General features: G+C 66.4%; 25 protein-coding genes and 1 pseudogene. 12 read left to right on the forward strand and 14 right to left on the reverse strand.

All coding sequences use genetic code 11. The features are described from left to right. The first annotated feature begins 4 nt into the window (after positions 1–4). On the forward strand, positions 5–1,333 hold the full coding sequence (locus GBA63_RS08530) for an alpha/beta fold hydrolase (RefSeq protein WP_166175225.1): 1,329 nt from the start codon (positions 5–7) through the stop codon (positions 1,331–1,333). A 205-nt stretch (positions 1,334–1,538) separates the two neighbouring features. Here GBA63_RS08530 and GBA63_RS08535 read toward each other — a convergent pair whose 3' ends face one another. Genes GBA63_RS08535 through GBA63_RS08545 form a run of 3 tightly spaced genes read right to left on the reverse strand, consistent with a single transcriptional unit; the run spans position 1,539 to position 3,925 of the window. Then, the gene (locus GBA63_RS08535; RefSeq protein WP_166175227.1) at positions 1,539–2,162 is read right to left on the reverse strand and encodes a GNAT family N-acetyltransferase; all 624 of its coding nucleotides are present in this window, start codon (positions 2,160–2,162) and stop codon (positions 1,539–1,541) included. Positions 2,163–2,189: 27 nt separating this feature from the next. Continuing rightward, positions 2,190–2,972 (reverse strand): ABC transporter permease, encoded by a 783-nt coding sequence (locus GBA63_RS08540; protein ID WP_166175229.1) that lies wholly within the window; start codon positions 2,970–2,972, stop codon positions 2,190–2,192. Continuing rightward, positions 2,972–3,925 (reverse strand): ABC transporter ATP-binding protein, encoded by a 954-nt coding sequence (locus GBA63_RS08545; RefSeq protein WP_166179981.1) that lies wholly within the window; start codon positions 3,923–3,925, stop codon positions 2,972–2,974. The genes GBA63_RS08540 and GBA63_RS08545 overlap by 1 nt, the downstream gene beginning before the upstream one ends. A gap of 306 nt (positions 3,926–4,231) precedes the next feature. Between GBA63_RS08545 and GBA63_RS08550 the strand changes: the two genes are divergently transcribed. Both GBA63_RS08550 and fba read left to right on the forward strand, forming a co-directional pair. Continuing rightward, positions 4,232–5,080 (forward strand): sortase, encoded by an 849-nt coding sequence (locus GBA63_RS08550; protein ID WP_166175231.1) that lies wholly within the window; start codon positions 4,232–4,234, stop codon positions 5,078–5,080. A 164-nt stretch (positions 5,081–5,244) separates the two neighbouring features. After that, a complete protein-coding gene (fba, locus tag GBA63_RS08555; RefSeq protein WP_166175233.1) occupies positions 5,245–6,273 on the forward strand; it encodes a class II fructose-bisphosphate aldolase in 1,029 nt (342 codons plus the stop codon). A gap of 67 nt (positions 6,274–6,340) precedes the next feature. On the opposite strand, the gene GBA63_RS08560 is transcribed toward fba, so the two are convergent. The 7 genes from GBA63_RS08560 to GBA63_RS08590 all read right to left on the reverse strand — a co-directional run bounded on the left by GBA63_RS08560 (position 6,341) and on the right by GBA63_RS08590 (position 11,298). Further along, on the reverse strand, positions 6,341–7,297 hold the full coding sequence (locus tag GBA63_RS08560; RefSeq protein WP_166175235.1) for a hypothetical protein: 957 nt from the start codon (positions 7,295–7,297) through the stop codon (positions 6,341–6,343). 67 nt (positions 7,298–7,364) lie between these two features. Continuing rightward, on the reverse strand, positions 7,365–7,946 hold the full coding sequence (locus GBA63_RS08565; RefSeq protein WP_166175237.1) for an LOG family protein: 582 nt from the start codon (positions 7,944–7,946) through the stop codon (positions 7,365–7,367). A 4-nt stretch (positions 7,947–7,950) separates the two neighbouring features. Continuing rightward, a complete protein-coding gene (locus GBA63_RS08570) occupies positions 7,951–8,397 on the reverse strand; it encodes a DMT family transporter (RefSeq protein WP_166179983.1) in 447 nt (148 codons plus the stop codon). Between the two features lie 13 nt (positions 8,398–8,410). Next, complete coding sequence (locus tag GBA63_RS08575) at positions 8,411–8,668, reverse strand: hypothetical protein (protein ID WP_166175239.1); 258 nt, start codon at positions 8,666–8,668, stop codon at positions 8,411–8,413. 4 nt (positions 8,669–8,672) lie between these two features. After that, positions 8,673–9,197 (reverse strand): MogA/MoaB family molybdenum cofactor biosynthesis protein, encoded by a 525-nt coding sequence (locus GBA63_RS08580; RefSeq protein ID WP_166175241.1) that lies wholly within the window; start codon positions 9,195–9,197, stop codon positions 8,673–8,675. Further along, a complete protein-coding gene (locus tag GBA63_RS08585; RefSeq protein ID WP_166175243.1) occupies positions 9,194–9,832 on the reverse strand; it encodes an MBL fold metallo-hydrolase in 639 nt (212 codons plus the stop codon). The genes GBA63_RS08580 and GBA63_RS08585 overlap by 4 nt, the downstream gene beginning before the upstream one ends. Then, entirely contained in the window at positions 9,829–11,298 is a 1,470-nt protein-coding gene (locus GBA63_RS08590) for a leucyl aminopeptidase (RefSeq protein ID WP_166175245.1), read from the reverse strand. Before GBA63_RS08590 ends, GBA63_RS08585 begins: the two co-directional genes overlap by 4 nt. 73 nt (positions 11,299–11,371) lie before the next feature. Between GBA63_RS08590 and GBA63_RS08595 the strand changes: the two genes are divergently transcribed. Genes GBA63_RS08595 through GBA63_RS08605 form a run of 3 tightly spaced genes read left to right on the forward strand, consistent with a single transcriptional unit; the run spans position 11,372 to position 13,495 of the window. Next, positions 11,372–12,040 (forward strand): TIGR04283 family arsenosugar biosynthesis glycosyltransferase, encoded by a 669-nt coding sequence (locus tag GBA63_RS08595; RefSeq protein ID WP_166175247.1) that lies wholly within the window; start codon positions 11,372–11,374, stop codon positions 12,038–12,040. A 17-nt stretch (positions 12,041–12,057) separates the two neighbouring features. Next, the gene (locus GBA63_RS08600) at positions 12,058–12,678 is read left to right on the forward strand and encodes a TIGR04282 family arsenosugar biosynthesis glycosyltransferase (RefSeq protein ID WP_166175249.1); all 621 of its coding nucleotides are present in this window, start codon (positions 12,058–12,060) and stop codon (positions 12,676–12,678) included. A gap of 37 nt (positions 12,679–12,715) precedes the next feature. Then, entirely contained in the window at positions 12,716–13,495 is a 780-nt protein-coding gene (locus GBA63_RS08605) for an inositol monophosphatase family protein (RefSeq protein WP_166175251.1), read from the forward strand. A gap of 2 nt (positions 13,496–13,497) precedes the next feature. On the opposite strand, the gene GBA63_RS08610 is transcribed toward GBA63_RS08605, so the two are convergent. Then, positions 13,498–14,133 carry a hypothetical protein gene (locus tag GBA63_RS08610; protein ID WP_166175253.1) on the reverse strand — a complete coding sequence of 212 codons (636 nt, stop codon included), beginning with the start codon at positions 14,131–14,133 and terminating at the stop codon, positions 13,498–13,500. Positions 14,134–14,329: 196 nt separating this feature from the next. After that, the gene (locus tag GBA63_RS08615) at positions 14,330–15,652 is read right to left on the reverse strand and encodes a glutamine synthetase family protein (RefSeq protein ID WP_166179985.1); all 1,323 of its coding nucleotides are present in this window, start codon (positions 15,650–15,652) and stop codon (positions 14,330–14,332) included. A gap of 289 nt (positions 15,653–15,941) precedes the next feature. Between GBA63_RS08615 and GBA63_RS08620 the strand changes: the two genes are divergently transcribed. The 3 genes from GBA63_RS08620 (at position 15,942) to GBA63_RS23945 (ending at position 18,070) form a co-directional block, all read left to right on the forward strand. Then, entirely contained in the window at positions 15,942–16,769 is an 828-nt protein-coding gene (locus GBA63_RS08620; protein WP_166175255.1) for a tetraspanin family protein, read from the forward strand. A 105-nt stretch (positions 16,770–16,874) separates the two neighbouring features. Continuing rightward, entirely contained in the window at positions 16,875–17,909 is a 1,035-nt protein-coding gene (locus tag GBA63_RS08625) for a DNA topoisomerase IB (protein ID WP_166175257.1), read from the forward strand. Positions 17,910–17,938: 29 nt separating this feature from the next. Beyond that, positions 17,939–18,070: a hypothetical protein gene (locus tag GBA63_RS23945; protein WP_266096298.1), complete on the forward strand. Its 132-nt coding sequence runs from the start codon at positions 17,939–17,941 to the stop codon at positions 18,068–18,070. A gap of 64 nt (positions 18,071–18,134) precedes the next feature. Here the strand turns inward: GBA63_RS23945 and GBA63_RS08630 are convergent, their stop codons facing one another. After that, positions 18,135–19,268 carry a carboxylate-amine ligase gene (locus GBA63_RS08630; protein WP_166175259.1) on the reverse strand — a complete coding sequence of 378 codons (1,134 nt, stop codon included), beginning with the start codon at positions 19,266–19,268 and terminating at the stop codon, positions 18,135–18,137. A gap of 223 nt (positions 19,269–19,491) precedes the next feature. Here GBA63_RS08630 and GBA63_RS08635 point away from each other — a divergent pair, with 223 nt between their 5' ends. Together GBA63_RS08635 and GBA63_RS08640 are read left to right on the forward strand one after the other, a co-directional pair. After that, complete coding sequence (locus GBA63_RS08635) at positions 19,492–20,379, forward strand: triphosphoribosyl-dephospho-CoA synthase (protein ID WP_166175261.1); 888 nt, start codon at positions 19,492–19,494, stop codon at positions 20,377–20,379. 105 nt (positions 20,380–20,484) lie between these two features. After that, positions 20,485–20,826 (forward strand): annotated as a pseudogene (locus GBA63_RS08640) (CbiX/SirB N-terminal domain-containing protein); the annotation flags it as partial. A gap of 132 nt (positions 20,827–20,958) precedes the next feature. On the opposite strand, the gene GBA63_RS08645 reads toward GBA63_RS08640, so the two are convergent. Then, positions 20,959–21,189, reverse strand: a complete 231-nt coding sequence (locus GBA63_RS08645) for a hypothetical protein (RefSeq protein ID WP_166172261.1) — start codon at positions 21,187–21,189, stop codon at positions 20,959–20,961. A gap of 32 nt (positions 21,190–21,221) precedes the next feature. Here GBA63_RS08645 and GBA63_RS08650 point away from each other — a divergent pair, with 32 nt between their 5' ends. Continuing rightward, on the forward strand, positions 21,222–22,019 hold the full coding sequence (locus GBA63_RS08650; RefSeq protein WP_166175265.1) for a DR2241 family protein: 798 nt from the start codon (positions 21,222–21,224) through the stop codon (positions 22,017–22,019). Positions 22,020–22,062: the final 43 nt, after the last annotated feature.

Raw genomic sequence — 22,062 nt, forward strand, 5'->3', positions numbered from 1 at the left:
GCGCATGAGTACCATTCTGATAGTTCTGTTTCTGTTGATCCTGGTGGTCGTGGCGGCGTCGCTGGCGCTCGGCCGGGCCACCTACGAGGTGGACAGCGCCCGCGACACGGAGTTTCTAGAACTCGACGGGGCCTGGGTCCGCTACAACGTCATCGGCGGGGGTCCGCCGGTGGTCCTGGTCCACGGCTGGCTCTCCTCTTCGCGCATCTGGGAGCCCCTGGCGAGTAGGCTGGCGCAGCGCTTCACCGTCTACAGCCTCGACCTCGTCGGCTTCGGCGAGTCGGACAAGCCGGCCTCCGGATACGGGGTGCGCAACGGGAGCAGGCTGCTCTACGCCTTTTGCGCCCACTTCGGGCTGGCGCGGGCCAGCGTCATAGGCCACGACCTCGGCGCCAACATGGTGGTCAAGCTCGCGGCGGACCATCCGGATCTGGTCGGCCGTATCGTGCTCGTCTCGGCGCCGGCGGACGAGGACCAGATCGACCTTCCGACCCCGCTGTGGCTCGCGACGCTCCCCGTCATAGGCCCGCTCTTCTACGCGCTCGGGCGGGCGGCGCGGCCGGTGCGGCGGATGTGGATGCGGCCCTTCGTCGCCGATCCGGACGACCTCACGGACGAGCTCGTTGACGACGCGGGGAAGTCCACGCCGGCGGCGGCGGCCCGCACCCTGAGCATCTCCAGGCGCGAGATCTCGCGCGGCAGGCTCGTTCGGCAGGCCGCGATCATCAAGATGCCGATGCTCGTAGTCTCGGGAGAGGAAGACCAGATCGTGGACCCCCACTCCGTCAGCGCCTGGGCCGGAAGCGTGCAGCGGGCCGAGATCTGCCTGATGGACGCGTGCGGCCACGCCCCGATGATCGAACGCCCGGCGGAGTTCAACGCCCAAATTCTTGCCTTTCTTACGGGCGACGCCCGCTACCTGGACCACGCCGAAGCCCAACTTCCAACCGCCGCCGACCAGGAGGCCGAACCGGCCGAAGACCGGGAACCGGATGTACTTCCCGACGATGAGATCGCCGTTCCCCCGGAAGACGTTCACGCTAGCGACGATACCGCCGACCTCACGGTGGAGTACCCGGTCTCTGACGAAGCGCCGCCGAAGATCCACCGCAAGCGCGAGGGAACTTACCAGGCGGACGGCCAGGATGAGACATCCGAACCACAGACAGACCGCGTTCAGAACAGAAGACGCCGCGCCACATCGGCCGACGACCCCATCCCGGAGCTGCCGGAGGACCTCTTCGACTGGCCCGAACCCCGCCGGGAACCCCGCCGTCCCAGGCCTGAAGACGAAGAGCCACCGCCAAGCTCCAACGGGCCATCTCGGCTTTAGCTTTCAGCCGTCAGCTTTCAGCTATCAGCCTTAGAAGATGCTCGATTACCGCTGGACGTTGATGGCTAGAATTCGGACTTCCCGCTATCCGCTATCGTGCGGTTCGCAAGGAGACCGGCGCCTGGACAAACGGCAGGAACAAACGCCCTCCGCTTCGCCGTTCTTGCTCGAAGCTGTTAGCTGAGGGCTGAAAGCTGACAGCCGCCTACAGCGTTTTCTGCAGGTACAGCCATTCCCTGATATCCAGGAAGTAGCTCGTCAGGAAAGACTTCTGGCGGCTTACCTCGCGGTAGCCCTCGGCTTCGTAGAGGCGCAGGGCGGAGAGGTTGTTGCTGCTGACGTGGAGGCCGACGGTCTCCTTGCCGGAGTCCCTGGCGAGGTCCTCGGCGGCCGAGAGCAGGCCGCGGGCGATGCCCTGCCGCCGGAAGGAGGGGGAGACGACGAGCCGCTCGACGTAGGCCTCGGATGAGGTGTGCGAGTAGCGGGGGTAGGAGAGCAGGGTGGTCGCCCACATGGCGCGGGGAAGACCCAGGTTGCGGGTCAGGGAGCGCCAGAGGCCGCGGGCGAGGATGTCTTCCCTGGAAGGGGCCGTCCGCACGCCGACGCTGCCGGCGAGCTCGGACGTCGAGTAGCCTTCGGTGACGAGCGAGGTGACGCCGCCAGAGGCGTGCTCCAGGGTAACCCACTTCTCCATGATCCGGAGGGAGCGGTCCATTCGGCCGCCGAAGATGGGCCGGAACTTGTCCAGAAAGCCCTCGACCACGAGGCCCGCTATGGCGGGGTCGTCCTTTGCGTCGGCGAAGCGTACGGTAAACTGCTCGGCTTCCATACGGTCAATCGTACCAGAATGCGGGGTTTAGCCGATCAGGCGCCGGCGCATTATCTGGATCGGCACGAGCGCCAAGACCCCCGTGAAGACGAGTATCCACGCGACGTCTATAAGGACCGCGGGCGTTGGCCCCGAGGCGAGCGCCCTGCACACGTTCACCGCGTGGTAGAGCGGCGTGAACCACGCTACCTGCGGCACCGGAGCGGGGAAGTCGTCGACGGGGAAGAAGATCCCCGACACCAGAAAGAGCGGCGTGATGACGAGCGTGAAGTAGTACGAGAAGTAGTCTATCTGGTAGATAAGGCTCGTAAACAACGTCCCCATGACGCTGAACATGATCCCTATGAACAGCAATGCCGGCGGTATTAGTACGGCCCACGGCGAGCCCACCAGCCCGAGCGCCACGAGCACGAGCAAGAACGCCGTCCCGTACAGGGCGCTCCTGGTACCCGCCCACAGGTACTCGCCGGCCACCACGTCCTCGGCGTTGACGGGCGTCGTGATGATCGCGTCGTAGACCCTGTCGAACCTGAGCTTCACGAACGTGTCGAAGGTGCTCTCGAAGGAGGCCGCGAACATGGCATTGCTCGCCAAAAGCCCCGGCGCTATGAACGCCACGTAGTCCTGGCCGTTGATGCCGCCCTGCTGGATAAACGCCCCGAGACCCAGGCCCAAAGCTCCGAGGTACAAGAGCGGCTCCACGAAGTTCGGGAACATGATGCTCTTCCAGTACTTGCGGAAGATCGTCAGGTTACGCTGCCAGACGCGGAACGCCCCGCGGGGCGACGGAATCTTGACCCCGCCGAACATCAGTCGGCCAGCCTCCTTCCGGTAAGTCGCATGAAGACATCCTCCAGCCCGGCCTCCCGGTGCACGGTGTTCTCGACCCTGATCCCGGACTCGTGGACCCGCTCCATGACCGCGTGGGCGTCCCGGCTGAAGGCGAGCAGCGCCTCGACGCTCCCGCCCTCCTCGACGCTGTCCGCCGCGTCTTCCAGGACGGGTCGCAGCGCCGCGAGCGAGGCCGGGTCGGATCTGAACTCGACCACCTGCGGGCTGACGTACTCGCGGACGAGATCCGCCGGGGACCCCTCCGCTATGATCTCCCCGCCCTCCATGATGACGAGCCGGTCGCAGAGCCTCGCCGCCTCCTCCATGTAGTGCGTGGTAAGTATCAGCGTCTTCCCGGCCCTGGCGAGCTCCCGCAGCTTGTCCCAGACCAGATGCCTGGCCTGCGGGTCGAGCCCGGTCGTCGGCTCGTCGAGCACGACGAGGTCGGGGTCGTTGATGAGGGCGCGCGCGATGAGCAGCCGCCGCTTCATCCCGCCCGAGAGCGCCTCGACCTTCTCCCCGGCCTTCTCCGTGAGCTGCACGAAGTCGAGCAGCTCTTCGGCCCTCTGCAAGACGACCTTGCGCGGCAGATCGAAGTAGCGGCCGTAGACGAGCAGGTTCTCCCTGACCTTCAGGCCCTCGTCGAGGTTGTTCTCCTGCGGCACGACGCCTATGCGCCGCTTGACCTCCCTGTCGTGGCGCGTGACGTCGAGGCCCACCACGGAGAGCTCGCCCCCCGTCGGCACGGCGGCGGCGTAGATCATCTTCATGGTCGAGGTCTTGCCCGCCCCGTTCGGCCCCAGAAACCCGAAGCACTCCCCAGGGTAGACCTCGAAATCGACTCCCTTGACCGCCTCGAAGTCCCCGTAGCTCTTCCTGAGCCCGCGGCCCGCGAGCGTCGAGGACCCCGCGCCACTCCCGGCCGTCTTCATCTTCTCCGTGTTCAACCGCGAGCACCTCTTTGTACTACGAATGGTCACGGGGCCCGAAGCCCGCCGAACGCCCGGCCATGATCCCGGACAAGACACTAATACTAACCTATCGATCCGCCCTGACCACCCCGCAGGTCCGCAGGCCATGCCGGACGCCACGTGTTTCTGCGGTGTGTCACAAAATGTACAAGTATTAAGAACTGTTCAGTTGTTGCCTACCACTTTACGAACGTGGCTGATAAAATGCCGCGCGGGTAGAAGTCTGAACGGGCGTTTTAGGCGACTGAGAAAGACGGAGAGGACACATTGGGCAAGAGGTCGGACCGGAGAATATTCAGGAAGCGGCGTCAGCGGGCGGGTTTCGTGCTGCTGGTGTCGGTCGCCATCGTGGTTGTCGGCGCGATCATGTTCTCCTCCCTGAGCCCTTTTAGCCCTGACCTCGTGGCTTCGGGCGGCGAAGAGGCTTCGCCCGTCAACAGGGTCGAATCGCCCGAGGTGGACCGGGCGCCGGAGGCCGTGGCCGAGAACGCGGGAGCGTCTCGGGAGACGGTGGACGAGCCCGCCGTCGAGGAGAAGGCCGCCGAGGAAGAGAAGGCGCAGGCGGAGTCCTCCGGGAACGGTGGGGAGAACGCCGGCGACAAAGAGCAGGCTCAGAAAGAGCCGGAGCAGCAGGCCTCCGGGCCGCCCCCGATACCGAAGCCCGCCACGAACGACTTATGGATGGACATCCCGGCGCTCGGCCTCGACGACAACTACGTAGCCAACACCGATTCCCACGCCGCGATGGACGCCGGGGCCATAAAGCTTCCCTCCTCGGGGTTCCCGTGGCAGGAGAACGCCAACACTTACATCGCCGCGCACAGGCTGGGGTGGCCCGGAACGGCGAGCGACTACCAGTTCTACGACCTGGTCAACATGCAGCTCGGGGACAAGATCTACCTCTACGACGCCAACGGGACCGTTTACACCTATGAGGTGTCGGGCTTCGCCGAGGTCCTGCCTTCCGAGACGTGGGTCACTTCGCCGCAGGCCGGTCGGGACATGATCTCGCTCCAGACCTGCATCGAGGACTACGGCGACTACTGGACGATGGGCCCGAACTGGTACGTCCGCTACGTGGTTCAGGCCGACCGAGTCTCCGTAGACCGGGCCTAGAGAGCCGGCACCAACCACGCTTCGTCAGGCGCCCTCTCGGGGGCGCCTCTTCTTTGCCCGCAGGCCGGACTAGCGGCTATACTGAATGCTTCCGCAGGTGGGGTTGGGCGGGGAACCGTGAGGCTCCGCAGGGTTTGCAAGCACGCGAGAGGAGAAAGAACCGTATGGCACTGGTGACGATGCGTCAACTTCTCGACGAGGCCGCGAAGGGCGGTTACGGCGTCGGGGCCTTCAACGTCAACAATCTGGAGCAGGTACAGGCCATCATGGAGGCCGCCAGGGAGACCGAGTCGCCGGTCATAATCCAGGCTTCCAGGGGCGCGAGGAAGTACGCCAACGACCGCTTCCTGTACCACCTGATGGAGGCGGCGGCCGAGGTGTACCCGGAGATCTCGGTAGCGCTGCACCAGGACCACGGCAACTCGCCCGAGACCTGCAAGAGCGCCATAGATCTCGGCTTCACGAGCGTCATGATGGACGGCTCGCTCATGGACGACGGTAAGACGCCGGCGGACTTCGAGTACAACGTGCGCGTGACGCGCGAGGTCGTCGAGATGGCCCACGAGGTCGGGGTGACCGTCGAGGGTGAGCTCGGGACGCTCGGCGGCATCGAGGACGGCGTCGGTTCCGGCGAGGTGCACCTCACCGACCCCGACCAGGCCGTGGAGTTCGTCGAGAGGACGGGCGTCGACGCTCTGGCCGTAGCCATCGGGACGAGCCACGGGGCCTACAAGTTCACGAGCGAGCCGGACCGGGACGTGCTCGCCATGAACATCATCGAGGAGATCAACCAGAGGTTGCCCACCACGCACCTGGTGATGCACGGCTCCTCCAGCGTGCCCAAGGAGCTTGTCGACACCATCAACCAGTACGGTGGGGAGATCCGGCCGACGTTCGGTGTCCCCGTGCGCGAGATCCAGGAAGGCATCAAGCACGGCGTCCGCAAGGTGAACGTCGACACCGATCTCCGCCTCGCCGCGACGGGTGCCATCCGCAAGGCCTTCGCCGAGGACCCGTCCGAGTTCGACCCCCGCTACTACCTCAAGCCCGCCCGCGAGGCGATGAAAGCGGTGGTCAAGGCCCGCATGGAGGCCTTCGGCCAGGCCGGCCACGCGAGGGACTACGATCCCATCTCCCTGCCCGACATGGCAGTCCGCTACAAGGAACAGGGACACCAGTTGACGACCGCCTAGCGGCGGTCTTGGCTCTTAGCTTTCAGCGGTCAGCCATCAGCTCTTGGTGGTTGGCCGCTTCTCTGCGCTATGGGGTTGGTGAACGGTCGGCGCGCAGGTGGAGGAGGTATCTGCAGGGTGTTTTGGGGAGGTGCAGTGCCGTAAGCAACCCCTCCCACGGGCGGTTTTCGCCGTCGACGAACGTCCAGGTACTCCACGCCTGCGGGCCGTCGAGGCCTTCTTCGGAGCGTGACCAACCCGCGTCCTCCAACTGGGTGGCGTAGTGGGCGGTGAGGGAGGGGAGGTCCAGGTCGGACTCCAGGGCGGTGAAAGAGTACGCGCCGTCGTGCTCCTGGCTGCTTCCGCCGTATTCCCCGCCAGAACTTCGGGCGTCGAAGGGAGGGGCTAGGAGGCCCGTTTGGTCGTCCTCATCGAAGCTGCGGGACCGCGGTGGTGGGGTGAGTAGGGGCATCACGAACAGGGCCTCCGGGTCGTTGCGCCTTCGACGTTCGGAGGAGCGCCGGCCGGTGATCAACCTCAGGCGCACGTCCGTGGGGGCGTTGGACCGCTCCTCGGCGCTTATGATGAGCAACTGTTGTCGGGCATCCCTGAAGACCGTGGAGAGCCCCGGCACGTCGACCGCCGCCCACCGGGAAGCCCGATTCAGCACACGTCTCAGGGAGATCAGGACACCGCGCGGGCCTCTTGCGAAGCCGCCGTGACCCGTGATTCTGTTGTCTTCCTCCCAGCCGTCGCCGGACAACTGGCCGCGGAACACTTCGCGTACCCGTGAGGCGGACATGTCCGCGTCAAGCACCACCTCGGTCGCCCGCCGGCCCCGCCGCGGCGCAAAGTCGGCGCTGCCGACGAGCGTGAAGCCATCCGGTATCCGCACGTCGAACTCGGTGTCGTCGGGCAGGCCTCCGGAAAAGAGCCCGGGCTCCTCGTCCGAATCCGCGTACGGGTAGTGCGAACGGAGGAGCCTGACGGCGAGTTTCAGCGGCACGGTGCCGTTCGCCGGTGGTTGCGGGCTTCGGCCTCTCAACTCGTACTCGCTTTCGTGGGGGATGGTCCGGTACTCATACGGCCGATGGGGGACAAGGTTGCCCCGACTACTTCTCCGATTCGCCGATCCACTTGACGGTCTTCGGCGGTTCGTAGATCTCGAACCTGCCGAGAAGTATCGACGGGTCTTCTTCCACGAGGACAAGCTCGCGGTGTTCCGGCTTCAAGAACTCTTCACCGACCATGTTGTCGAAGACGGCCAGGAGCGGGTCGTAGTAGCCGGCGACGTTGAGGATGCCGCAGGGCTTGCCGTGCTCGCCGAGTTGGGCCCAGGTGAGGACTTCGAAGAACTCTTCGAGGGTGCCGTTTCCGCCGGGGAGGGCTATGAAGCCTTCGGAGAGGTCGGACATGAGCGCTTTCCGCTCGTGCATGGAGCCGACCACGTGGAGCTTCGTGAGGTCCGTGTGCCCGATCTCGCGCTCGACGAGCGCCCTGGGCATCACGCCAACAACCTCTCCGCCGGCCTCCAGCGCGGCATCGGCGACGACGCCCATGAGGCCGACGTGCCCCCCGCCGTAGACGAGGGTGGTGCCCCCTTTGGCGAGCGTCCGGCCGAGCAGACGGGCCGCACCGGCGTAAGCAGGGTCCGAGCCCGCGCTCGACCCGCAGAAGACGCAGATGCTGTTCACGCGGCTAGAACCTCTGGACCAGGAAGACGCCGGCCACGATCAGCAGCGCGCCGAGGAGTCGGGGCGGGGTCGCCTCCTGGGCGGCCACCCGGAAGAGGCCGAAGTGGTCGATGGCTATGGAGGCGAGGACCTGGCCGGTGAGGATGAAGGCCACCGTCGTGGCCGCCCCGAGCCGCGGCGTCAGTACGACCGAGGCGAACACGTAGAACGCGCCGAGCAGGCCGCCGGTCCAGACCCACCACGGGGCCCCCGCGACGTCGCCGAAGGAAGGCAAACCGCCGTTTAGCGCGAGCGTCAGGACCACGAGGGCGGTGGTACCGACGATGAACGAGATCGCCGCCGCGGCAACGGGCCCGCCCGCGACGGCGCGAAGCTGCGAGTTCACGCCGAATTGCATCGAGACCGCGGTGCCGGCCGCCAGCGCCACCGGGACGAGCAGGAACCACGTCATGCGGGCCAACCCTCTACCTGGGCTCGTAGACGTCGTAGAGGACGGGTTCCAGGCCGTCTTCGCCGACGCCCGTGCGGTACTGGACGTAGCGGGCGCGCTGGAGGTAGGCCAGCGCCGTCTTGATGCGGCCCTCCAGGCTCGGGATCTCGTCTTCGAGTTCCTGAAGCTCAGAGGCGCCGAGGATCACGTCGTCCTCGTCGTTGTCCTGCCAGATCTCCCACAGCCTGCGCCAGAGCGCGTCGGCCTCGGGCGAGAGAGGTTCGCGTTCCACTGTCTTACCCCTTTTCCTGATGTTTGCGTAGCTCGAAGACTATGTGCGCGATCTCGGGTACGAGCAGCTTGCCGACCCCGAGCCTCACGGCGTTGCGCGAACCGGGCAGGGATGCCACGAGCTTGGCGCCCACGGTCCCCGCGACGGCGCGGCTCAGGACGGCGGCGGCCCCGATTTCCTCGTAGGAGAGCATCCTGAATAGCTCCCCGAACCCGTCGAGCTTTTTCTCGATCATGCGGTCGACTACCTCGTAGGTGGTGTCCCGCCCCGAGATGCCCGTCCCGCCGGTGGTAACCACGGCGTCCACGTCCGAACGGGCGAGCAGGTCGACGAGGGTGTTTCGGATGCTCGTGGCTTCGTCGCGCACGATCTCCCGCGCCACGACCTCGTGCCCGGCCCCGCCCAAGAGCTCCTCCGCCACGTCGCCCCCGGTGTCCGTCTCCGGGGTGCGGGTGTCGCTGATCGTCAGCACGGCCGCCCTGATGGCCTCCGGCGCGGATTCGCGGTGGTGCCGCACGCTCTCGCTCACAGAAGGCCCCCTGACAGGAACGGGTTGTGCGCCCGCTCCCCGCCTATGGTCGTCTCGGGCCCGTGCCCCGAGTGGACGGTGGTCTCGTCCGGCAGGGTGAGCAGCCGCTCGTTTATGCTGCGCATCAACACTTCCATGCTGCCGCCAGGCAGGTCGACCCGCCCAACGCTCCCGGCAAAGAGCGCGTCTCCCGAGAGCACCAGCCCTTGCTCCGCGGCATAGAAGGCGAGGTGGCCCGGGGCGTGGCCGGGAGTGTAGAGCGCCTCGAACCGCAGGCCCCCGACTTCCACGACGTCGCCGTCCTCGATGTACCCGTCCACCGCGGGAACCTTGCCGAAGCGGAGGCCCATCATCAGGGCCTGGTTGGGGAGTTGCTTTAGCATGGGTTCTGCCTCGGCGTGCATGAGGACCGGGCAAGAGTACTCGTCCACCAGCGCCGCGACGGCCCCCACGTGGTCGATGTGGGCGTGGGTGATGATTATCCGTGAGATCTCCAGGTTCGTCTGCTCCACGGCCAGCGAGATGCGCGCCGCCTCGTCGCCGGGGTCGAAGAGGACGCCGGTTCCGGAGTCCTCGTCCCCGACTATGTAGCAGTTCTCCTGGAACGGTCCGACCGTCAGCTTCTCCAGGATCATGCAGACCTCCCGATCAAAAACTCGACCAACAGCCGCGCCGGTGTGCCCGTCGCCCCCTTGGTCGTGTACGCGTTTCCCTTCTTGCCGTAGGCGGTCCCCGCGATGTCCAGGTGCGCCCACGGGAACTCCGCGAACTCTTTCAGAAAAGCGCCCGCTGTGAGGGCGCCGCCCCCGCGCCCGCCGGAGTTCTTCAGGTCGGCGGTGTCGCCCTTTATCTGCTCGGTGTACTCGTCGAAGAGCGGGAGGGGCCAGGCCCGCTCCCCGGTCGTGTCGCCCGCGGCCTGTACCTCTGCTATCAGGTCCTCGTCGTTGCCCATGAGGCCGGACGCGTGGGCGCCCAGGGCCACCACGCAGGCGCCCGTCAGGGTGGCGCAGTCGACGACGGCCGCCGGTTCGTAGCGGCGGGCGTAGCAGAGGGCGTCGGCCAGGATCAGGCGCCCCTCGGCGTCGGTGGTCAGGATCTCGACCGTCTTCCCGTTCGGCATCGTCAGCACGTCCCCGGGCTTGAAGGCGTCGCCGCCTGGCAGGTTCTCGGTCGCCGGGACGATCGCGACGACGTCGAGCGGGAGGTCCAGGGCGCCGACGGCCTCCATCGCGCCGAGGACGGCGGCCCCGCCGCCCATGTCGAATTTCATGTCGTCCATGCCTGCCGTCGGTTTTATGGAGATGCCGCCCGAGTCGAAGGTGACGGCCTTGCCCACTATGACTACCGGCTTGTCTCCGCCACCCTTGCGGTGTTCCAGCACTATAAAGCGCGGCTCGTTGGAGGAGGATCTGCCCACAGTGGAGAGCCCGGTCAGGCCTTCTTCTTTGATTCCGGCCCTATCGAGAACGGTCACCGCCATACCGTAGCGGGCGCCGATCTCCTCGGCCCGCTCCGCCAGGTACTCGGGCGTTGCCGTGTTGGACGGCTCGTTGGCGAGGTCCCTTGCGAGCGCGGCCCCCGACGCCACCTTGGCCCCGATCTCCGCTCCCCGGGATGCCGTCTCTTCGACCCCCGAACCGCCGATTAGCAGGTCGAAGTCCTCGGGGCCGCCCCCGCTGCTCTTGTCGCCGGTCTTGTACCGTCCGAAGCGGTACAGACCGAGAGACGCGCCTTCCGCCGCGGCCCTCGCCGCCGTACCGGCGTCCACGTCCGCCAACTCTGGCAGCGAGAAGGCGACGGAGCCGGCCTCGAGCGTGCGGGCCCTGCGGGAGATCGTGGCGGCGGCGCGGCGCAGTTTTTCCGGGCTGAAAGACGACCGTTCTCCGAGGCCGACCAGCAGGAGCCGCGGGGAGGTGATCGTATCGCCGGTGTACAGCAGCGCCGTCTGCCCGGACTTTCCAGCGAAGTCGCCGCCGGAGAGCGCCGGCTCGGCCGTGGCCGCGAGGGCTTCGGGTGGTTGACCATCCGTGTGGAGGCCAATCGCGAGCAGGTCGGCCCTCGCCTCCTCAGGCGCCAGCTTCTTTACACCGATCCGGACCAAACGGAACCACCCCCTGCGCGACAACGCCTCGGAACTTGCCCTGTGACGGCCCGGATTATACGGTAAAGGCGCCTTGAAACTGTCGGTGATCATCCCAACCCTGAACGAGGAGGCGTCCATCGGAGACCTCCTCGAGCGCCTCATCGCCGCCCCCAACGTCCACGAAATCATAGTTTCGGACGGCGGTTCGACGGATGGAACGGTCGGCCTCGTCTCACCGCGGGCCAGGCTCGTAGTAGGCGGACCCGGACGCGGTCCCCAGCTCGGAAGGGGAGCCGACGCCGCCACCGGCGACGTACTCCTCTTTCTTCACGCTGACGTGCTGCCGCCGGCGGACGTCGCGGCCCAAATCTCAGGCGCTCTGCGCGCGGGTTTCGTCGGGGGGAACTTCCGGCTGCGGTACCCCGGGGGCGGGCTTCTCGGACGCTGGCTGGAGCTGCTCGCCCCGATCTACCGCCGATTACCGCGCTACTACGGGGACTCCGGGATCTTCGTCCGAAGGGACGTCTACGAGGCGTGCGGCGGCTTCCCCCACATACCGGTGATGGAGGACGTAATCTTCGTGCGCAGGATGGAGGCCGCGGGACGAACCGCCTACCTGCCGGGCCCGATGGTCAGCGCCTCCCGCCGCTGGAAGGAGCGGCAGATCCAAACTCTCCTGCTCTGGGGCTTGATGCAGACCGCGTTCGCCCTCGGCGCGACCCCCTGGCGCCTGGCACGCTTCTACCGGTCGAGGACTTGAGCTTTCGGATCCTCGTCATGGCGAAGGCCCCGATACCGGGCGCCGTCAAGACCCGACTGCGCCTCCCACCAGAGGACGCGGCTAGGCTACAGACGGCCTTCGTAACTGACGCGGTAGACAAGGCCCGCGGCCTCGCACCGACCACCGTCGCCGGCGCACCCGGGGACCGCCTGAGCCTGATCCGCCCTCTCCTCTCCGAAAACAACCCCCTTATCCCTCAATGCGACGGTGACCTCGGAGACAGGATGCTCGCCGCCGCCCACGCCCTCTTCGCCGATGTCCCGGACCCCGTGGTCATCCTCGGAACCGACACCCCAACTTTGCCACCGGAAGCAATAGCAGAGGCCGCAAGCTCTCTAGACAAATACGATATATCGATAATACCAAGTACGGACGGTGGGTACGTCCTGCTGGGGCTACGCGGGCCATATGGAAGAGTCTTTTCCGGGATTGAGTGGTCCACGCCGGAGGTCTACGGGCAGACGCTAACGAGGGCGAAGGAGGCGGGGCTCTCCGTATACGAGGGCGCGCCGGGGCGTGACGTCGACGAGCCGGCGGACCTTGCGCGCGTTCGGGAGGAGCTGAAAGCGCGGCCCTGGCTGGCGCCCCGGACCGCCGAAGCGCTGCGGCTGTTGTAGGCGGGTGGCGGGGCTGGTTGGATGCTATCGTGACGCCATGGACTTGCGGCCTTACCTGAGTCTCGCCGTGCAGACCGCCTACGAGGCGGGCCGCCTAACGCTCGGCTACTACGGGACCGAGGCCGCGAGGCCGGAGTTCAAGGACGACGAGACGCCCGTCACGGTGGCCGACAGGGAGGCCGAGAGGCTCATACGCGCCAGGATCTCGGCCCGCTATCCCGGACACGCCATCCTGGGAGAAGAGTACGGCGAGGAAGATGGGGGGGACCACCGCTGGATCGTCGATCCCATAGACGGCACCAGGGCGTTCGTGCGGGGCGTACCGCTGTACGCCGTCCTGATCGGTCTGGAGATAGAGGGCGTCTGCGAGGTCGGCGCGGCCTACTTCCCGGCCCTGGACGAGATGGTATGCGCCGCCACCGGCGAGGGCTGCTTCTCGAACGGCCGCCGCACCCGCGTCTCGGCCACGCAGACGCTCCGCGGTGGCATAGCCTGCTTTACCGACGCCAGGGGTTTCGAGAAGTACGGACGGGCAGAGGAGTGGCAGAGAGTTCTGTCGGCCGCCGGCGAAGCGAGGGGCTGGTCGGACGCTTACGGCCACGCGCTCGTCGCCACCGGGCGGGCCGACCTCATGCTCGACCCCGCCATGAACCCTTGGGACGCCGGAGCATTCCCCCCGATCCTGCGCGAAGCCGGCGGCTATTTCGGCGACTGGTCGGGCAACGAGGGCGACATCTACGCAGATGAGGGCATCAGCACCACGAAAACGCTTCTTCCCGAAGTGCTCGGCTTGATGAGGCAGGACCCGGACGCCTGATGTCAGATGGCCGTCGTGGCTACCGCGAAGAATGTTGTCCCGGTCATTGCTAGCCCCGTCAACCCGGCGGCGAGCCCAACTAACCTGTGCTTCCTCTCCGAACCCCTCACGAGCAGGATGCCACCACCAATCGTCAAGAACACTGATACGAACACCGTGCCGATCGCCAGTCCGAATGCGCCGATAAATACCGCGGGCCCGAGCACGCTAAAGAGTACGCCGTCGACATCTCTGGGCAGAAAGAAGGAATACGTCGAGGCCCCATCGCAGTTGAAGACATTCTTCCCGGTCGGCACGAAAAACGGCCCGTAATGAACCACCTCAGCCCTGTAGTCCCCGGCGAAGTAGCCTGTATAGTAGGGGCTCCCCCTTGGCACCCCATCGGAGGTGCACTGGCTATCCGCATCGTGCGTCCCGCTCACCCCCGTTACCCGACGCGCCACGGTCGGGTCTACCGGGAACGGCCACTCCCTGAGGGTAAGGTCGTAGACGAGGGCAGACTTGGCGAAGGCCTCCTTCTCGCCGGAGTAGGACCCGACTCCTTGATCTGCGAAAGCCAGGCGTGGCAAAAGGCTTCCGACGCCGAGAACGACCACGGCGCAGGTGAGCGCGAGCAGGCAGCCGTACAGCCGCCTCACTTGCGCTCCGTTTCTTCCCTGCAAAACTCCACAAGCCGCACCTTAGACGGAACCGGTTACACACAAGCAACAGGGGTGTTAAGCATTTCGGGAACACCACGATCCGAGCTCGCGGCACCGCACGAATCGTCTGCACGAGAAAGGGCGCGGTTTTCGCCACGCCCTACTCTGAAGCATGAAACCTGTAGCCTGAAGCCTACAAAACCGGCAAGAACTTCTCGATCTCGTACGGCGTAACCTGGATGCGGTAGTCCTCGAACTCCTCCCGCTTGAGCTGCAGCAGACGGCTGTAAGTGTGTTCGCCGAGCGCCTTGTGGAGAAGCTCGGAGTTCTCGGCCTCCTTGATCGCCTCGCCGAGGTCGGCGGGGAGTGACTCGATGCCCATCTTCTGCCGCTCTTCGGCGGAGAGGTTGTAGAGGTTGCGCTCCATCGGCTCAGGCAACTCGTAGCCCTTCTCGATGCCTTCGAGACCGGCATGAAGGAGGGCGGCGAAGCAGAGGTAGATGTTGGCCGCGGGGTCCGGGCAGCGGAGCTCCATGCGGGTCGCCTTCTCCTCGCCCGGGTGGTAGAGCGGGACGCGGACGAGCGCCGAACGGTTGCGGCGGCTCCAGGCGATGTAGACCGGGGCCTCGTAGCCGGGGACCAGACGCTTGTAGGAGTTGACGTGCTGGGCGAAGATTATCGAGAGCTCCCGCGCGTGGCGGAGCTGGCCCGCTATAAACGCCTTGGCCTCGTCGGAGAGGTAGTACTCGGCGTCCGCGTCGAAGAACGAGTTCTTGCCGTTGGCGAAGAGGCTCTGGTGGGTGTGCATCCCCGAGCCGTTCTGGTCGATCAGCGGCTTGGGCATGAAGGTCGCGTAGACGCCGTGGCGGGTTGCGACCTCCTTGACGACCGTCTTGTAGGTCATCACCTTGTCGGCCATCGTCATCGCGTCGTCGAACCGGAGGTCGATCTCGTGCTGCGAGATGCCGACCTCGTGGTGCGAGTACTCGACTTTGATGCCGAGCTGCTGCAGCGCCTGGACCGTCTCGCGCCTCAGGGCCGTCGCCGCGTCGAGTGTGGTCAGGTCGAAGTAGCCGCCGTAGTCGAGGGGCTCGGTGCCCTTAGAGTCCTTGAAGTAGAAGAACTCGAGTTCGGGGCCGCAGTAGAAGTTGTCGAAGCCCATCTCGTTCGCCCGCTCCAGCGCGCGGCGCAGGATATGGCGCGGGTCGCCGACGTAGGGGTCGCCGTCCGGGGTCCTGACGTCGCAGATCATGCGGGCCGTCGGCTCCTCCTGGGGGCTCCAGGGGATCACCTTGAACGTCGAGGGATCGGGCATGGCGATCATGTCCGACTCCTCGATGTCCTGGTAGCCCGTGATCGAAGACCCGTCGAAGCCCATCCCGCCGTCCATGGCGTCCTCTAGCTCGTCGGCCGTGATCGCGAAGCTCTTGAGCGTCCCCAACACGTCCGTGAACCACAACCGGATGAACTGGACATTCGCCTCTTTGGCCTGCTGTATCACGTCTTGCTTGGTCATCTCCGCCACGCTTACCTCCTCTTGCCTCTAGCTCTATACTGTGCCCCGGGGGCGGAGCGCTCCCGGCCGTGAGGCCCATGATATGAACCGCCCGCGCCGGTTGAATATGGCCCGGCGTACAAGTCAGGAGCACGCTACGGGCGAAATCCCTGGCCGAGCGTATAAAACGGCGACTCAGAAGGGGTCCGAAGCCCCGTCTGCGCGACGCGGGGGCGGTCGGGGTAGAATTCTCCCGGTGTGGCGCGGCCCGTTGGGAGTGAGGATCTCATAGAGGTATGAAGGGGGAAAGATGACGCAGAGACCGGAAGATCGTCCGGAGGAACGTCGCAGGACGGGTCCGCTCGGGGACGACGCGGACGCGGAGGAGACCCGCAGGGTCCCGATCGGGGAGAACCGCCCCGAAGCCGGACGCAGGGAGCAGCCGGGCCAGACCGACGACGCGGCCGAGACGCGACAGGTCCCGCAGGGCTCTCCCGAGGGCAACGGGGACAAGGACACGCGCGTCATCCGCACGCCAGGCTACCCGGACACCACCGCGGACGCGACGCCGTACCCGCGGGGGTACTTCGAGGCCGCGGAAGACCGGGAGGACCGGCTGCGCGACATGTACGGCGGCGTAGACTGGCTGGCCAGCTTTCTCGGTTTCGTCTTCGCCGTGGTGGTCGGGGCCATCCTCTCTCTCGTCGCGGGGGTCGTGCTCGGCCCGTTGGGCTTCTCGCCAGACCTCTCCGGCACGCTCGGGGCCGCCGTCATAACCGGGCTCGTGTTGCTGGGCGTCCTGATCTTCCTGACCTACTTCTTCGGGGGCTACGTATCCGGGCGGCTGGCGCGCTTCGACGGCGGACGCAACGGCGCGATGCTCCTCGTGTGGACCTTCCTGACCGTGATCCTGCTCGCCCTGGCGGCCGGGGTCTTTAGCGGCTTTCTTCCCTCCGGCGCCGCCGACGCCATAGGCGGCTTCGTGGACAGCGCCTCTTCCGCGGTCGGGGACCTCTCGCGCTCCGGCGTGGTTGGTATTGTCGTGGTCGCGGCCGCCCTGCTGCTCGCCCTGCTCGGCGGCTTCCTCGGCGGACGGCTGGGCAGCCGATATCACGCGGAGATAGATAGGACCACTTAGCAGAGGTTTCAGGCTACAGGCATCAGGTTTCGGGTCTGCGCTTGATCTTGTCCGCGGTGAATGCGATCGCTTTGTGCCGGGCGTCTTCTGCGGATAATCGCCGGCATGGCTAGGCACGTTTTGTTCGAGACGGGGATTCGGCGGCTCGGGTCGAAGGAGGACGGCTTCTTCTACCGCTATCCGGGGACGGATGAAGTGGTGCGCGAGGAGCGGGTCCTGGCGCGGATAGAAGAACTGAAGGTGCCGCCCGCCTGGGAGGAGGCGCGGATAGCGAGGAGCCCTTCGGCCAAGGTGCAGGCCGTCGGATACGATTCTGCCGGACGGGTGCAGTACAGGTATCACGACAAGTACAGGGAGCGCAAGGAGCGGGAGAAGTTCGGGCGCATCCTCGAGTTCGCGGGCAGGCTTCCCGAGATGCGGCGCGTCACGAGCAACCATCTGCGGCACAAGACGCTGGATCGCGAGAAGGTGCTCGCGTGCATGACGCGCATGATGAACGCGGCTTACTTCAGGGTCGGCGATGAGCGCTACGCGAAGAACAACAAGACCTACGGTATCGCAACGCTCAGGCGAAAGCACCTGAAGATCGAGGGCGACACCGTGATCTTCGAGTACACCGGCAAGTGGGGGCAAGAGCAGCGCAAGGCCGTCACGGACGCCAGGATCAGGCGCGTCGTCGAGGAGTGCCGGGACCTGCCGGGCTACGAGGTCTTCAAGTACGTCGACGAAGACGGGGATGTGCGCGACGTGAAGAGCCGCGACCTCAACGCCTACGTCAAAGAGGTGGTCGGCCCCGAGTTTACGCCCAAGGACTTCCGCACCTGGGCCGGGACCCTGATCGCCGCCAACCGCCTCGCCGAGCTGGGCGAGGCCGAAAACCACAAGGCCGCCCAGAAGAACGTGCTGGCCGCCGTGGACGACGTGGCCCACAGGCTGGGCAACACCAGGGACATAGCGCGGGCCTCCTACATCAGCCCCAGGGTCATAGACCACTACCTCGAAGGCTCCGTGGTAGCCTATTACGGCGAGCGGCTCGAGGAGATCATCGCCGCGGAGCAGGGCGGCCTGACCGAGGAGGAAAAGGCGCTCCTGGACCTGCTGAACAGGAAACTCCGCCGCGAACTCGGAGAGGCCGCCTGACCAGGACCCGACAGGGAGGCACCAAGAACATGAAGAAGGCAATCGCCCTGAAGCTCATAAAGAGCCCGACAGTCCGCAAGGCAGCCGTCAAGGCCCTCAAGAACCCGAAAGTTCGCGGCATCGTCGCCAAGCAGGTCAAGCGAAGGGTCTTCGGGAAGTAGGCAATAGCCATCGGCCTTCAGCTTTCAGCTTCTGGCGGCCAGGTCGAAGCCAGTACGCCCTCGACTATCCGGCGGTGGAGCGGGTCCTCTCGGCGACGTCGCGGGCGACCTCGGTAGCGGAGCCCGTGTCTTGCCAGACTTCTAGCTGGCGTTCGGATTCGGTAGGTTCGTCTAACAGGAGGCCGAGGGGGGACAGGTCTCTGTCCGTCTTGTCGGCGAGGTTGTCGAAGAGGGTTTCGACGGCGCGTCGGGTCTCTACCGTTTCGTGGGTTTCGTGGTCGGTCAGGCCGCCGTTCATGCCGTAGCGCTGGGCGCTCCATTTGTTTTCTTCGATCTCGCGGCTCGGCCGGATCGGACGCAGGTCTCCGTTCTCGTATTCGCGGCAGAGGGCGTCGCAGAGGGCGGCGGCCAGGGTCGTCAGGGCTTCGTTGCGTTTTGGGTCCGTCTGGGCGTCGAAGGCGCGGACCTCTACGGTGCCGAGGCCCGGGTGCGGGCGCACGTCCCACCAGATCTCCGACAGGGAGTCTATGGCGCCCGAGCGGTGCGCGAAATCCACGTACCTGGCGTAGTTGTCCCAGAGACCCATAGGTTCAGGCAGCCCCGCCCGGTGGATGGAGCGGGCGAAGATAAGTGTGCGGCTGGAGTGCATGTCGGTGATCTCGCCCTGCCAGAACGGCGAGTTGGCCGAGACGGCGAGCAGGTGGGGGACGTACTCGCGGAGCCTGTCGAAGAGGTAGACCGCTTTCTCGCGGCCTTCGACCGCGTAGTGGACGTGCAGGGAGAAGGTGTTGTTGCGCCGGATCAACCACCCGAGCTTTGCCTTGAGGCGCTGGTAGTGGGGCTTGTCGATTATCTCCTGCTCCCGCCAGTCGCCGACGGGGTGCGTCCCGCTCGTGCCGAGTACCCTGCCGAGCCGGTCCGCGTGGCCGAGCAAGACCCGCCTGCGCTCCAGCAGGTCATTGGCTACACCTCTCGGAGTCAAATGGACGCCCGAGTTCGACTCGATCTCGCAGTCGATGAGCTCCCCGGAGAAACGGTCCTCCGGCTCGGCGGCGAGGATTTCCTGCGCCCCCCCGGCGAGCTTGAGCGTCCGGGGGTCGGCGAGCCAGAGCTCCTCCTCCGCCCCGAGGGTTCCTTCCCGCGCGCCCATCTGGAATGCGCTTTCGGGGATCAGGGACGGCTTCTCGACGGTGGTCATCTCTGCTACGAATCCTCTCCACGACAGGTCGTCTTTGCAAACGTCGCCGCGTATATTACCGCGTCAGGCGCCGCCCCTCGAAGAGTCAACGTAGTCCTACCCAGGAAACCGGTCCAACCGCCGACGAGAGCGCCGGGGACCACCCGCCCTCACCAGAAAGCTGACGGCTGAAAGCTGAAAGCGAGTGCAAAGAATCGTGGCTTCTTTGCAGTAAAATAATCCGATGGAGCAACCGGGCATCCCACGCGTTCCGGCGGGCCTCGTCGCCCGGTCCGCCGTCGGCGCCCTGACGCTCGTCTACAGCGCTCCGACGCCGGGCGCCGGCTCCCGCTACTCGGACGGACGCGTCGCCCACGAGGCAAGGATCCTCTCGGCGGTGGCCGTGCGCGACGCCCTCGTCTCCGGGCTGGAGGTCGGGGAGACGGTGCTACAGGCGACCCGGGCCGCGGTGGCCCAGGCCGGCTACGCGGACGTCCGCGCCGCGGGATACCTGGCGCCGCTGGCGCGGGCCGCATTGGACGGGGTCCCCGTCCGGCGCGTTCTCGGCCGTCTGGGCCACGACGACATAGTCCCTTTCGCCCGGGCGCTGGAGACGGCGGGAGCCGGCGGGCCGCTAGTCGGGGCCCTCGCTTACGCGGCCGGCGCCGGCAAGGAGGCGACCCTGCGCGACGCGATGCGCTTCGTCGCGGGCCGGGACGCCCTCGCCCGCGAGTACGCCCGCGGCTTCGAAGTAACGCGCGAGTTGGCCCGTCCGGCCCTGCTCTCCGCCCTCTCGCGGGCCGACTCCGTGCGCGGGGCCCTCGTCCAGGCGTACCTCGAAGTCCTCTCCGAAGTCCCCGACCTGGACGTGGCGGCCGCCGCCGGGCACAACGAGGCGGAAGACATATCCCGCATGTCCAAAGGCGTGCTCAAGGCGGGCGGCGTCCACTCCAGGCGGGGCCTCGAAGGGCTCTCCAACCTGGACGGCCTCCTTCGCGCCGACACACGCCTGGCCCCAACCGCCACCGAGCCGCCCGTAATAGCCGCCGCCTTTCTCGTGACCCTCGAATACGGCCCAGACTCCCTCACCCACCGCATCCGGCCCGCCACGGGCCTGGGCAGGGGCCGGTAGAGCCTTTAGCTGACAGCTCTCGTGAGTCAGTTCCCACACCGGGGATGCATCCCAAAGGGTAGAATCTCCGCAGGTCGAAGGAACTACCAAAAGGAGGCTTTGGCCTTGAGAGCGCTCATAATAGTCGGGCACGGCTCGCACTTGAACGAAGACTCGAGCCTGCCGGTCTACGAGCACGCGGAGCGCATCCGCCGGACCGGCGAGTTCGACGAGGTCGTCGAGTGCTTCTGGAAAGAAGAGCCCTCCATGCGCCACGTCCTCGACACCGTCGAGTCGGACGAGGTCTTCGTGGTGCCAGCGTTTATCTCCGAGGGGTACTTCACGCAGCAGGTGATCCCAAGAGAGCTCGGGCTCGAAGGCCCGGTGACCGTGAAGGGGGACAAGACCGTGCGGTACGCCGGGCCCCTCGGCACCTTCGAGGGGATGCCCGACGTGATCCTGGAGCGGGTGGAGGACCTGATGCGGGGAGGGAGACGAGGGTAGGACCTCGCTCGTCCTTCTCGGCCACGGCACGGACCTCAACAAGAACTCGGGTGGTGTTATCTACCTGAACGCGCAGCGCATCCGCGAGCGCGGCCTCTACGACGAGGTCGGGGTCGGCTTTCTTGACCAGGAACCCGAGATAGGGGCGTGGTCGAGAGCGCGGACGCGGACGACGTGATCCTGATCCCCGTCTTTATAGCCGAGGGCTGGCACACCCGCGAGACGATCCCCGAAGACCTCGGCCTGACGGGCGAGGTCACCCACCTGGACGGGAAACGGGTCTTCTACGGCGCCCCGTCGGCACCCACCCTCGATGGCGAACCTCATAGTCGCCCGCGCCCGCGAGACGGAGCAACAGGTTGTCTGAGGCCGCCGAGGCCCGCGAGGCCTTCGCCGCGTGGGTCGAGGAGGCGGAAGAAGCGGGCCGCGTCTTCGGCCAGGTGCTTCTCAAAGCCACCGAGCCGGGACGCTACGCTCTCCGGCACGTCGAAGACGCCGGGGCTTCGAGGCTGAGACTTCACGAAGACCCCCGCAGGGCGCGTGAGATCTCCAAGACCACCGAAACCGGCGAGTACAGGCCCCTCAAGAGCTCCCCGAACCTCAGGCGCGGCTGGGAGCTTCGGGTCGACGGGGTGGTGGACCTGTCGATCGCGATGAACTACCTTTACCCTGCCGGCGTGGTTCACTGGCACCTCTACCGGGAGAGCCGGCTCGAACTGACGAGCTACAGGGAGAACGCCGCCCGCCAGAGCGGGATCTACAAGCGGGTCCAGCGCCTCTCCGACGAGGGGGTCCAGGACACCGCGCGGGCCTGCTGCGAGGACGCCGTTTGCCTCAAGAAGACCCTGTGGGACGTCGACGAGGATACGCCGCTCGAGATGGAGCGGGGGGAGGGGGAGATCCCCTGCCCCGAGCCCTGCAGCGTCTTCGTGTCCCTCGCCCGCCGCGTCCGGCTCTTCGAGCGGGAGAAGAAGCGCGACCTCGACGCCATAGGCCTCTCTCCTTCCGAGAAAGATGACCTCGCCGCCCTCGTCGAGACGGCGGCCACCGGCCACCTCGAGTTCGTCCGCGAGGCGGAGTTCGAGAAGCCCCTCAACGAGCGCCGGATGCGCTATCGTCGGCTCACGTTGGTCCCGAAGTTGCGACCGGAGGCGTAGCGAGTCCAGGGGGCGCGGGGTTGTTTTCCCGCGCGGGTGATCG

Source organism: Rubrobacter tropicus (assembly GCF_011492945.1).
Taxonomy (GTDB): Bacteria; Actinomycetota; Rubrobacteria; order Rubrobacterales; family Rubrobacteraceae; genus Rubrobacter_D; species Rubrobacter_D tropicus.